This is a genomic window from Roseibium sp. AWQ4_290, assembly GCF_056160985.1.
On the sequence record NZ_JBSWYG010000008.1, the window covers coordinates 76,371 to 88,692 of the forward strand.

Here is a 12,322-nt window from a genome sequence, read left to right on the forward strand (position 1 = left end):
TCATTTTCGTTTTTCGAGGGTATCTTCTTTCAACTTCTTCAGGACCTCTATTGCGGCCATGTCCCCCAAAGGGGTCGCAGCATCCGGATCAGAGTTTCCTGTCAGAGCACTCATCCCTATAAAAACGGGATGCCGATATCGGAACCAAGGCGGTTTTTGCGTAACGGTTTGCTCACTCAACACGTTTCTTGAGGCTATATCGAGCAAATAACCTGTCACGGTGATTGACGGACGGATCGCAATGGGCAGACAGAGTTCATTCATGTCGAGAAGACTAAACCTGCCTTGATGCAGATCGGTAATGGCCAAGTGCAGCAGATGTCCACCGGAGGGACGGTCGGGATCTTCGGCCTCATAGTCCGGTAGTTCCAAAGTTTGAGAAAAGTAGCGCTTCAGGTCACTGGAGCTTGGCGGGTTGAAACGTCCGGCTGGCCTGCCGCAGAACTGGGAGGTGATGTTCCAGTCGAGTTTCATCTGAACATCGCCCAGATAAACCACGGGTGGCTTTCTGAAACCGAAGAGCCGCGTTCGAAAGGACATTAAATTGCTGCCTCCTGCAATCAATGAGCGTCTTACATTTGCCCGAGCAGTTACGCCAATGCTCTTTCCTGGTGGCGCAAACACTAAAGCCTTTTTGGGAAGAGTATGGGTCAGTTTCGGTTTCTGTCATTCTATCAGCATGCGAAATGTGGCTGCTCCCAACAGAGGCGCGCACGTTGCAGTGGAGCTTGCCATTTGTGGAACGCCCAAGCCTCCATCAAGCAGGTCAATTGTCGAGTTGGTGACCGGAGGCTTGAGGCACAAGTCCTCTCAGCCTAGAAAGCGCGTATTCGTCTGGTCGCGGAATTTGCCAGCCAGCCGCAACAGCTTCCGGAACCTTGGGCACTCCATGTGAGACGGGGCGGTACAGTCCGCCACGTGGCGGATCATGTCCCTGAGGCTGGACAAGCGCTGGATCTGGGTGTCAAGCGCATCCGCCTTGTCCTGCAGGGTCTGGCGGGAGATCGCAGGCCGGCCATCCGGGCCGAACATGCCCTTGATGTCCTCCAGGGAAAACCCAGCCGTTTTGCCCAGAGTGATCACGGCCAGCTGGTCCAGAACATCCGGAGAGAACAGGCGCTTTAACCCCCTGCGGCCGATCGAGGTGATCAGCCCTTTTTCCTCATAGTGGCGGATCGCGGAGGCGGCCAGTCCGGTCTGATGGGAGACTTCTGAAATATCGAGTAATTTCATCTATTGACCTCAAGTCGACTTGAACTTGTAAGGTGGCGTCCGGATCTCAATTTTGCAAGGACATTTCCCGTGCCAGACCCAAATCAGATGCAGGCCCGCCCGCTTTGGAGGGATACTGCAGCGATTGCGCTTTTGTTCACCGCGACCTTGAAAATCATGGCCAATGCCACGATCAGCCCGGCCTTGCCGGGGCTTGAGGCCAGTTTTGCAGATGTACCGGGGGCCGCTTATCTGGTGCGCTTTCTGGTGTCTGCCCCGTCCTTGACCGTCGTTCTTGTGGCCCCTTTTGCCGGTCTGTTCGCCGACCGCTATGGCAAGGGCCGCTTGATGGCTGCCGGGGTGGTTCTGTTTGTTCTTTCAGGCAGTGCCGGGGCTTATCTGCCGGATCTTCACGCCCTGATTGCCAGTCGGCTCTTGCTCGGTGTTGCGGTGGCCATGACCATGACAGCCCAGGTGGCGCTGGTTGGGGACCTTTTTGGAGACGCGCGGCGAAGTGCTTTCCTGGGCTGGCAGACCGTGGCCATCAATTTTAGCGGCTTTGGGTTCATTGCCCTGTCAGGTGCTCTGGCTGATCAGTCAGCCCGGCTGCCGTTTCTGGTCTATGCGCTGCCCGTTGTGCTGCTGCCGCTGCTGACCGGGCTTTGCCGTTTGCAGCCGGATCAACACAAAATGGAGGCGCAAACGGCCTCAATGGCGGATGCCGTGCCACCTGGTGCAAGCGCCTGGTGGCCTGCAGCGCTCGGCACCGGCGCTCTGATGTTTGTCACAGTGCTGCTGTTTTTCCAAATGCCAAGCCAGTTGCCATTCTTCCTGGCCGCACACGGCTTTGAAAAAGCCTCTGCCACAGCCCATGGGCTGGGCGTCCTGATGATCAGCGGTGGGGTCACCGCGCTGATGTTCAACCGTCTCAGAATCCGTTTCGGTCTGGCGGCTACGCTCTCCATCGGATTTGCAGCCATGGGCGCCGGATTTGCAGGTCTGACCCTTGGGGCAAGCTGGGCGCATGTTCTGACAGGCGCTGGTCTGGTTGGCGCAGGCTATGCCCTGGTGCAGCCCGCCTGCCTGTTCCTGGCTCTGGAGATCGCACCGGACGAGAAAAGGGGAAGGGTGTCAGGGGTGGTGACGACGGCCCTGTTCGCAGGTCAGGTCGTCTCGCCGCTGGTGCTGACCTATCCCATTGCCGAGGCCGGGTTCGAAGCTGTGTTCCTGTCAACAGCCATAGCCTTTTGGGGACTTGCCGCGTCTGGACTTGTCTTTGGCGTGATGCGCCGGGTACGGGCCGCGCGGGCGGTCACGTCTTCTCTGGTCTAAGGCCCGAAAGCACTTTTAAGGGGTTTCCGGGCATTGGGCCTGCGTCTTGGACAGTCTTGACCGCGCGGCCGGCGACATAGGTTTGCGCAACTGCGCGGTCATCTCCGAGGGTCTGGAGCAGGAACAGCTCTTCGGAAAGAGTTTCAACCGTTTCCATGCGCAGCGCCATCGGCTGGGTGGCGGCGGCGTTCAGCACCACCAGATCGGCATCGGTGCCCGGTTCAAGCGTGCCGACGCGGTCCGCGAGTGAAAGCGCCTCCGCATTGCCCCGTGTGGCCCAGTAGAAGCTGGTCAGCGGATGCAGGCGCTGCCGCTGTAATTGCAGGATCTTGTAGCCTTCATCCAGGGTGCGCAGCATGGAATAGCTGGTGCCGCCGCCCACATCCGTTGCAATCGCGGTGCGGATGCCCGCGCGCTCCAGCCGGGCCTTGTCAAACAGGCCGCTGCCAAGAAAAAGATTGGAGGTGGGGCAGAAAACGGCGACCGATCCAGTGGCCCGGGTTATCTCCAGTTCCGCGTCGCTCATATGGATGCAGTGGCCGAGCAGCGTCTTCGGGCCAAGCAGGCCGAACCGGTCATAGACACCCAGGTAATGGTCTGCGTCGGGGTAGAGCTCCCGGGTGAACGCGATCTCGTCATGGTTTTCGTTGATATGGGTCTGGAGATGACAGTCCGGATGCTCCTTCAACAGTGCCCCGGCGGCTTCCAGCTGCTCCGGTGTAGAGGTGATTGCAAAACGCGGGGTGATGACATAATGCGCACGGCCCCGCCCATGCCACTTCTTCAAAAGCGCCTTGCTGTCTTCGTAGCTGCTTTGGGCCGTATCGCACAGATCCGCCGGAGCGTTGCGGTCCATCATAGTCTTGCCGCCCAGCATCAGCATGTTCCGGCGCTCTGCCTCTTCGAAATAGGCCTCAACGGAGGCCGGATGGCTGGAGCAATAGGCGGCTGCCGTTGTGGTGCCATGGGCCGTCAGCGCGTCATAGAAGCCCGCCGCTATCCTTGCCGCATGAGAGGGGTCGGAGAAGGTCAGTTCGGCCGGAAAAGTGTAGTCGTTCAGCCAGTCCAGCAACTGGTCCGCCCAGGAGGCAATCACCTGGGCCTGCGGGAAATGGATATGGGTGTCGATCAGGCCAGGCAGGATCAGATGCGGGCGGTGATCTACGACCTGAGTTCCTGCCGGCGCCGTAGCCTCAATCTCCGCAAAAGGACCTGCAAGCTCGATCTTGCCCCCAACAATCAAAAGCCCGCCGTCTTCCTCATAATGATAGGACTCGGTATCTTCCGGTCCGGCCGGGGCCGCATGGAAGGAAAGCAGTCTGCCGCGCAGGAGTGTTCTGGTCTGGTCTGCCACAGCCTCAGATCCTTGGGTCGTTTGGAGGAATGTCAGGGAAAGCTCTGCCGTCCACTCTTAATCCCCACGGCAGGTTCGGACAATGGTCAGTCTTTCGCATGTTGAAAAAACGGGCAGGGGCGGGGCGCGCGGCAACACCCATCCGTCAACAGCCATGCGCCGGGTTTGTCGTAGCGGCACGCCTGGGCCTCTGCTAAGACCATCTCAATGGATGTAAGCCGGATTTGAGGGACTGCCCGTAGTCTGCCCGCGCCCGGCCAGAACAGGACCCGCCAGATGTCAGCAGATCTTCCGCGCCCGACCGACAATGCATTTTTGGGAGCGTCCCTCAAGGGAGGCTCTCACGAGGCAACCTATGCCGGGGCCTTGTCCTTCATGCGCCGCCGCTACAGCCGGGACTTGAGGGATGTGGATCTGGCCGTCTGGGGCATCCCGTTCGATGCGTCGGTCTCCAACCGGCCGGGCGCCAGGTTTGGTCCCCAAGGGGTGCGCCGTGCCTCTGCCATTTTCGACGGCGATCCGCAATATCCGTTTCAGATGGACCCGTTTGAAGTCCTTGCCTGTGTCGATTATGGCGACTGTGTCTTTGACTATGCCAAGGTGACCGACACGCCAGGTCACATCCAGGCACAGGCAGCGGATATCCTGGCGACGGACACACATCTGTTTTCGATCGGCGGAGATCACTTTGTAACCTATCCGCTCTTGAAGGCCCATGTTGCCAAACACGGTCCGCTGGCTCTGGTACAGTTCGATGCCCATCAGGACACCTGGTCTGACGAAGGCGACCGCATTGACCATGGAACCTTCACTGGGCGGGCGGTGCGAGAGGGGCTGATTGACCCGGACCGGTCCATCCAGATCGGCATCCGCACCCACGCCCCGGAAACCTGCGGCCTGGAGATTATTTTCGGTCATGAGATGGATGACCTCGGCATCAAGGGGGTGATCGGCCGCATTCAGGACCGGGTCGGACCGGGGCCAGCCTATATGACCTTTGATATTGATTGCCTCGATCCGGCCTTTGCACCGGGCACGGGAACGCCGGTCTCAGGAGGACTGTCTTCCCGCGAGGCGCTGTCCATACTGCGGGGGCTGGGCGGTTTGAATTTTGTCGGAGGGGATGTGGTGGAAGTTGCACCAGCCTATGACCATGCGGACATCACCTCCATTGCCGGGGCCAGTGTCGCACTCACCTATATCGGCCTGCTCGCTGAACGCAAAGCGGGGGAACGGGCGTAAAACTTTAAAAGGGGCTCTCACGGCAGTAGGCTTGGATGTGTGCCGCGTTCATACAGGAGTAAACCGCTTTGTCTTTGGCGCTGGCATGTCTGATTTTCTGGCGGAAATAGACAAACTCAAGCGAACGCGCTTTGCTTTAGAGTTTCAAATTGTCGTTGCCGGGCAGGGAGGACCAGAACCTGTATAGCGGGGTGACGCCTTTCATCCGCTCATAAAGCTGGATCAGGTTCTGAAAGCATACGACCTGGGCACAGTAAGCCACCAGAAGGCCGGACACCGTCAAAAGGTGAGAGGCGGTACCACCACCGATCAGGGCCACAATCGTTCCGAACCAGAACACGAGATACAGCGCCGTTATCCTGGAGCTGGTGCGGGCTGGAACGGGAATCTGCTGCCGGTTGAGCCAGACGCGTTCACCAAAACTGACCGCCCGGGCCCAGCTGTCTGCCTCCCTCGCAAAAACCGGCAGACGCTGCAGGACGAGGGTCGCGGCTGCGACCAGAAAGGCCACCGCTACGGCAACGGCAAGCCCGAGCCAGACATGAAGCCAGAGCGCTGCAGTCGCCAGAACCGGGGCGGCGAGCTTGGCATAGGCCGACAAGGCCCCTGCAGGCATGCCTGCGACCGGGTTCACATTGGGCAGGACAGGAATCGCCCGGTAGGCACTCTTGCGGGTGTGATGGGCGGGTTGGAGCCGACGGTTTTGTCTGGGTTGCATGGTTGTTGCTGCACTGTCAGATGTTGCCCGATAGTACTCCTAGTTCCCCTTGCTTGGCAATCACGAGCCCGTCATTGCCGAATTTTTCTACCCTAACGGAAACTTGGGGTGACTGTTGTCGGAAAGCCACATATTCACACCCTCTGCATCACATAGGAACCGGGGGCATCTTCCAGGATCTTGACCCTGTTCGCGCCCGGTTTGCGGGCTTTGGCTTTTGTATTGTCGTGGGTGCGGATCCACTCATCCCAGTAAGGCCACCAGGAGCCAGGATGCTCCTGTGCGTTCTTCAGCCAGTTCTCCAACGTGCCTTTGGCCTCGCGTCCCGTCCAGAACTGGTACTTGTTCTTGAGGGGCGGATTGACGACGCCGGCAATGTGGCCGGACCCGGCGAGCACATAGTCTACGGGCCCGCCAAAACAGCCGGAACCAAGGAAAACAGACTTGGGGGGAGCGATATGATCCTCCCGGGTTGCCAGGTTGAAGATGGGGATTGTGACCTGTGACAGATCCAGCGCCTCGCCGCCGATTTCCATCTCGCCTTTGGACAGTTTGTTGTCGAGATAACAGTTGCGCAGATAGAAGGAGTGGTTAGCCGCCGGCATGCGGGTGGAGTCGGAATTCCAGAACAGCAGGTCAAACGGGAAGGGTTCCTTGCCCTTAAGGTAGTTGTTGACCACATAGGACCAGATCAGATCGTTGGACCGCAGCATGTTGAAGGCAGAGGACATTTTCGAACCGTCCAGATAACCGTGTTCGGCCATGCGCTTTTCCAGCACAGAAATCTGTTCTTCATCCACAAAAACTTTCAGATCTCCGGCAAAGGTGAAGTCTACCTGAGTGGTGAAGAATGTGGCGGTCTTGATTCGCGCGTCGCCAATCCGGGCCATATAGGCCAGAGTGACGGCCAGCAGGGTGCCGCCGACGCAATAGCCAATGGCATTGACCTCCTGTTGCCGCGTGGCGCGCTTGATCACATCAAGCGTTTTGAGGATTCCCTCTTTCATATAGTGCTCGAAGCTCTTGGTGGCTTGCCGCTCATCGGGGTTCACCCAGGAGATGACAAACACCGTATGGCCCTGGTCAACGGCCCATTTGATGAACGATTTGTCCGCGTTCAGATCGAGAATGTAGAATTTGTTGATCCAGGGCGGCACGATCAGCAGCGGGCGTTTCAGTACCTCTGCCGTGGTCGGCGTATATTGAATGACCTGACACACATCGTTCTGGGCGATCACCTTGCCCGGTGTGTTGCCCAGATTGACGCCCAGCTTGAATTTGGACGGATCGGTCTGGCGGATCTTCAAATCGCCCTTGCCGGTTTTCAGGTCCTCGACAAGGTGCTGCATGCCCTTGACCAGGTTCTCACCATTGCTCTCCAGCGTCAGGCGGAGCAGTTCGGGATTGGTCAGAAGGAAATTGGACGGGGAGACCGCATTGGCAATCTGGGTGACATAGAACTCGGCCTTGTGCCGCGTATGCTCGTCGAGGCCGTCGGCCTCCTGCACCATGTCTTCGGCCCATTTGCTGGTGATCAGATAAAGCTGACGGATAAAGTCGAAGAACTGGTTGTCCTCCCAGTCCGGATCGGCAAAACGCTTGTCCTTGGGCGGCGTGGTCACGGCCGGTTCGGAGGGTTCGCCCATCATGCGTTTGAGCGACGAATTCCAAAGCTCGATATAGCCGTTCCACAGCCGTGACTGGGCTTCGATCGCCCGTTGCGGATCCGAAATCCAGTATTCCCCCACCTGGGCCAGCGTTTTGACGACACCTGTCAGCTCATCTGTCGACTCGTGGGTGATTTTGCCCTGTTCCCGCGGCTCGATATAGGCGGCCATGGCCTTGCCGGCCTGTTCCAGGGTCTTTGCTAAATTTTGGGCAAAAGCCTCCGGATTGTTGATGATGTAGTGCAGCATGGGATGGGGTTTGTCGTCAGACATGGGCAAAGGGTCCTCCGGTCTCTCGCGCCCGCCGGCTCCGGTTGGTCCGGAGCACTGATTTTATGCCGCGCTATCCAGTTATAAACATGCGGCTATTTCAGGCTTTCTTTTCGTTATGGCACAAGGGGCCTGCAGCGTCGAATGGTACGGCTCAACGAAATTTCTGCGCTTGCCTGGCGCCTGTCCGCTGGACATCACAAGGGCCTCCCGTGTGCCTCACTTGCTGTAAAAAACGTTTGTGACGGTCACGTGATAGGGGGACTTTAGGGAGATCGTTCCCGCCGTATCATGATTTTTGTCAAATTCCGCCTTAAGCAAAGGCCCTGGCGGCAGAGCCGTTCCGGATCTGCTAACATGCAGCCAGGGAGATTCGAGGATCCTCCCGCGATTGAAGAGGATGACATCACCCATGTCTGTGGTCTCCGTGACAAGAGGAGGTTCAGCCTTTCTGCTGGCCATGGTGCTTGCAAGTTGCAGCGTAGGCCCGGGAACTCCGCTTCTTGATGCCATGCGGTCAGACGGGCGTAATTCTGGCGGCAATGTTCCGGCCCCAACAGGCTACGGGCAGGCTGGCACGGGGGAAGCGTCCGGATTGATCAATCCGAAAGACCGCAAGGCCACCGCAGACTATCTGGAGTCTCTCGCCTCCGAGTGACACCGGCGTTGCGGTGGGCGCCCGCCGGGCTGATGTGGGCCACAAGCCTATGCTTTTTCCAGACACCGACCCTAATCGGTTTAACACCTTACATCTTCTGACTTTGGGTCAGTCCTTTTGTTGCACCGCACTTGAATTTAGGCGGCTAGGCCCTCAAAGACGGGTGCGCAATTGGTTTCAGGCTGCTAAAAGAGCCCCGCTGCGCCCGAGTTCAGCGCGGCTATGACGTTCATTTGCAAGGAACCGCGCCATGGAGGAATTCCACAAAATCAAAAGGCTGCCGCCTTATGTTTTTGAACAAGTCAACCGGCTGAAAGCAAAGGCGCGGGCAGCCGGTGCGGATATTATCGATCTGGGCATGGGCAATCCGGATCTGCCGACGCCCCAGCATATTGTCGACAAGCTGACAGAAGTTGTTCAGGATCCACGGTCCCACCGCTATTCCGCGTCCAAGGGAATTCATGGTTTGCGCAAGGCCCAGGCGGCCTATTACGGGCGCCGGTTCGGGGTCAAACTCGACCCGGACACGCAGGTCATTGCCACGCTCGGCTCCAAGGAAGGCTTTGCCAACATGGCTCAGGCCATTTCTGCGCCCGGTGACGTGATCCTGAGCCCGAATCCGAGCTACCCGATCCACACATTCGGCTTTCTGATGGCCGGGGCCTCGATCCGGAACATTCCCGCAGAGCCGGGACCTGCGTTTTTTGACGCGCTGGAGCGCGCGGTGATTCATTCCGTGCCCAAACCGATCGCCATCATCCTGTGCTATCCGGCAAATCCGACCGCCTATTGCGCGGATCTGGATTTCTACAAGGACGTGGTTGCGTTTGCGCGCAAGCACAACATTTTCATCCTGTCGGACCTGGCCTATTCGGAGATCTATTTCGGCGACACGCCGCCGCCCTCCGTGCTGCAGGTTCCCGGCGCCATGGATATCACCGTGGAATTCACGTCGCTCTCCAAAACGTTTTCCATGCCTGGTTGGCGCATGGGGTTTGCAGTTGGCAATGAGCGGCTGATTGCGGCCCTGTCCCGGGTAAAATCCTATCTGGACTACGGTGCATTCACCCCGATCCAGGTGGCGGCCACTGCGGCCCTGAATGGTTCGGCGGACTGTATCGAGGAAACCCGGGAGGTTTATAAGCGCCGCCGGGACACGGTGGTGGACAGTTTCGGCCGGGCCGGGTGGGTGGTGCCGCCGCCTGAAGCCAGCATGTTCTGCTGGGTGCCGATCCCGGAGAAGTTCAAAGCTCTGGGCAGCCTGGAATATTCCAAACTGCTGCTAGAGCGGGCGGATGTCGCAGTCGCACCGGGAATCGGGTTTGGCGAACATGGCGATGACTATGTGCGCATCGGTCTGGTGGAAAACGAACAGCGCTTGCGCCAGGCCGCGAGAAATATTCGCCGCTTCCTTGAAACTGCGGATCAAAAGCTGCACAACGTCATCCCGCTCGGGACCTCTGGCTGATTAGAAGTGGACTGAATACTCAATGGCTGAAGCATTGAAAGTTGGCGTAGCTGGCCTTGGCACAGTAGGTGCCTCCCTCGTACAGCTTCTGGAAAAACATGGCGGGCAGATCGCCCGCAAGTCCGGCCGGAGTGTAACCGTCACGTCCGTCAGCGCCCGGGACCGCTCCAAGGACCGGGGCTTTGATGTCAGCGGCTTTGAATGGTTCACTGATCCGGTCGAGATGGCGCAGACCGCAGAGATCGATATCTTTGTTGAACTGATCGGCGGCGAAGACGGCCCTGCGGAAGACAGTGTGCGCGCAGCGCTTGGCCGGGGGATCCATGTGGTGACGGCGAACAAGGCGCTTCTGGCCCGTCACGGGGTTGATCTGGCGGCGCTGGCGGAGGCCCATCAGGCCAGCCTGAATTATGAGGCGGCCGTTGCCGGGGGCATCCCAATCGTCAAGACCTTGCGCGAATCCATGTCCGGAAATGATGTCAGCCGGGTCTATGGCATTTTGAACGGTACTTGCAATTACATCCTGACTCGCATGGAAGCGGAGGGCATCAGTTTCGAAGACTGTCTTGCCGACGCACAACGTCTCGGTTATGCGGAGGCGGATCCTACCTTTGACATTGAGGGAAATGACACGGCCCACAAGCTGGCGATCCTGACCAGCCTTGCCTTTGGCACGCAGATTTCCAGCGATGACATATATATGGAAGGGATCACCTCCATCACGACGGCGGATATTGAGGCGGCCGACGAATTGGGGTTCCGGATCAAGCTTCTGGGCGTCGCCCAGCGGACGGAGACCGGCATCGAGCAGCGGGTCCATCCTACCATGGTTCCCAAATCCTCTGCGATTGCGCGCATTGACGGCGTCTTGAATGCGGTGGCAGTTGACGGGGATTATGTGGGCGCAATCGTTCTGGTCGGCCCAGGCGCAGGCGGCAATGCCACAGCCTCCTCGGTTGTCGCCGACATTTGCGATGTGGCCCGGGGAGACCAGACGCCGGTACTGGCCATGCCCGCTGCCGATCTGGCGCCGTATGAACGCGCGCGCATGCGCCTTCATGAAGGCGGCTATTACATCCGCCTGTCCGTGTTTGACCGGCCGGGTGCGTTTGGTGAAATTGCGCGCTGCATGGGCGAAGCCGGCATTTCTCTGGAATCAATTGTGCAGAAACGGCGCGCTGTGGCAGAGGCCCGTCAGCCCAATGAGGGGGACCTGCCTCAACCTGTCATCTTGATCACGTATGAAACAACGGAAGTTGCGATCAAGGAAGCTCTGGACGTCATCATGTCCAAGGGGGTTGTTGCCGAAGAGCCGCAAATGATCCGGATTGAGAAATTGAATTGATGATTAAGTGCCCACCCATGCGTTCTGCGGGGAGAGACTGGAGATGTTGATGTCCAATACTGAAAATCAGCCGTCGAGCGGACTGGACCGTATTCTGACCCTTGAATTGGCCCGGGTCAGTGAACGGGCAGCCGTTTCGGCTGCACGCCTGCGTGGCCACGGGGACGAGATGGCTGCCGATCAGGCCGCTGTGGATGCTATGCGCCGCGAACTCAACCGGCTGCCGATTGATGGCACCGTTGTGATTGGCGAAGGCGAGCGGGACGAAGCGCCGATGCTTTATATCGGCGAGAATGTGGGCACCAAACAGGGCCCCAAGGTGGATATTGCCCTTGACCCGCTGGAAGGCACAACGATCTGTGCGAAAAACCTGCCGAACTCCCTGGCGGTGATTGCCCTGGCGCCGGAAGGCGACCTGCTCAACGCACCGGACAGCTACATGGACAAGATAGCCATCGGGCCGGGCTATCCCGAAGGGCTGATCGATCTGGACGCGCCGATTTCCGACAATATTGCTGCTGTCGCCAAGGAGAAAGGCGTTTCGGTCCCGGAAGTGACCGCCTGTGTTCTGGACCGCCCGCGCCACGCCCGCCTCATTGAAGATATCCGCGCAACCGGCGCGGCAATCCGCCTGATCGGTGATGGCGATGTGGCCGGTGTAATCCACACGACCGATTCCGATGAAACGGGTATTGATATCTATGCCGGGATCGGCGGGGCGCCGGAGGGCGTTCTGGCGGCGGCGGCCTTGCGCTGTATCGGCGGTCAGATGCAATCCCGTCTGGTGATCACCCGCGACGAGCAGGTCGAACGGGCGCACCGTATGGGCATCGAAGACATCAAGAAGAAATACACGCTAGAGGAAATGGCCGGACCGGATGTGCTGTTTGCAGCCACCGGCGTAACGGACGGCAATTTCCTGCAAGGGGTCCGTTTTGGCCGGACACACATCACCACCCACACAGTGGTCATGCGCTCGTCCACAGGCACGGTGCGCTATATCAAGGCCCAGCATACGGATCTGGAAAAGTTCCATCTGGATTGAGGCCTGGACAA

The 12,322-nt window shown here is 58.7% G+C and carries 11 protein-coding genes; 6 read left to right on the forward strand and 5 right to left on the reverse strand.

The features are described 5' to 3' along the window. Both ACXAH0_RS09860 and ACXAH0_RS09865 read right to left on the reverse strand, forming a co-directional pair. Positions 1 to 540, reverse strand: a complete 540-nt coding sequence (locus ACXAH0_RS09860; protein ID WP_475190743.1) for a hypothetical protein — start codon at positions 538 to 540, stop codon at positions 1 to 3. 270 nt (positions 541 to 810) lie between these two features. Further along, positions 811 to 1,233 (reverse strand): helix-turn-helix domain-containing protein, encoded by a 423-nt coding sequence (locus ACXAH0_RS09865; protein ID WP_475173407.1) that lies wholly within the window; start codon positions 1,231 to 1,233, stop codon positions 811 to 813. A gap of 69 nt (positions 1,234 to 1,302) precedes the next feature. On the opposite strand from ACXAH0_RS09865, the gene ACXAH0_RS09870 reads away from it, so the two are divergent. Then, positions 1,303 to 2,544: an MFS transporter gene (locus tag ACXAH0_RS09870; RefSeq protein ID WP_475190745.1), complete on the forward strand. Its 1,242-nt coding sequence runs from the start codon at positions 1,303 to 1,305 to the stop codon at positions 2,542 to 2,544. On the opposite strand, the gene guaD is transcribed toward ACXAH0_RS09870, so the two are convergent. Further along, positions 2,525 to 3,898 carry a guanine deaminase gene (gene guaD / locus ACXAH0_RS09875; RefSeq protein WP_475190746.1) on the reverse strand — a complete coding sequence of 458 codons (1,374 nt, stop codon included), beginning with the start codon at positions 3,896 to 3,898 and terminating at the stop codon, positions 2,525 to 2,527. The genes ACXAH0_RS09870 and guaD overlap by 20 nt on opposite strands. A 276-nt stretch (positions 3,899 to 4,174) precedes the next feature. Between guaD and speB the strand changes: the two genes are divergently transcribed. Beyond that, positions 4,175 to 5,140, forward strand: a complete 966-nt coding sequence (speB, locus tag ACXAH0_RS09880; protein WP_475190747.1) for an agmatinase — start codon at positions 4,175 to 4,177, stop codon at positions 5,138 to 5,140. Between the two features lie 136 nt (positions 5,141 to 5,276). Here speB and ACXAH0_RS09885 read toward each other — a convergent pair whose 3' ends face one another. Next, positions 5,277 to 5,858, reverse strand: a complete 582-nt coding sequence (locus ACXAH0_RS09885; RefSeq protein WP_475173398.1) for a DUF6653 family protein — start codon at positions 5,856 to 5,858, stop codon at positions 5,277 to 5,279. Positions 5,859 to 5,992: 134 nt separating this feature from the next. After that, positions 5,993 to 7,798 carry a PHA/PHB synthase family protein gene (locus ACXAH0_RS09890; RefSeq protein WP_475190750.1) on the reverse strand — a complete coding sequence of 602 codons (1,806 nt, stop codon included), beginning with the start codon at positions 7,796 to 7,798 and terminating at the stop codon, positions 5,993 to 5,995. Between the two features lie 409 nt (positions 7,799 to 8,207). Here ACXAH0_RS09890 and ACXAH0_RS09895 point away from each other — a divergent pair, with 409 nt between their 5' ends. The 4 genes from ACXAH0_RS09895 to glpX all read left to right on the forward strand — a co-directional run bounded on the left by ACXAH0_RS09895 (position 8,208) and on the right by glpX (position 12,311). Next, entirely contained in the window at positions 8,208 to 8,453 is a 246-nt protein-coding gene (locus ACXAH0_RS09895) for a hypothetical protein (RefSeq protein ID WP_475173394.1), read from the forward strand. Positions 8,454 to 8,703: 250 nt separating this feature from the next. Next, positions 8,704 to 9,921: an LL-diaminopimelate aminotransferase gene (locus ACXAH0_RS09900; RefSeq protein ID WP_475173392.1), complete on the forward strand. Its 1,218-nt coding sequence runs from the start codon at positions 8,704 to 8,706 to the stop codon at positions 9,919 to 9,921. 22 nt (positions 9,922 to 9,943) lie between these two features. Further along, positions 9,944 to 11,266: a homoserine dehydrogenase gene (locus tag ACXAH0_RS09905; RefSeq protein ID WP_475190755.1), complete on the forward strand. Its 1,323-nt coding sequence runs from the start codon at positions 9,944 to 9,946 to the stop codon at positions 11,264 to 11,266. Between the two features lie 49 nt (positions 11,267 to 11,315). Further along, positions 11,316 to 12,311, forward strand: a complete 996-nt coding sequence (glpX, locus tag ACXAH0_RS09910) for a class II fructose-bisphosphatase (RefSeq protein ID WP_475173387.1) — start codon at positions 11,316 to 11,318, stop codon at positions 12,309 to 12,311. Positions 12,312 to 12,322 lie beyond the last annotated feature (11 nt).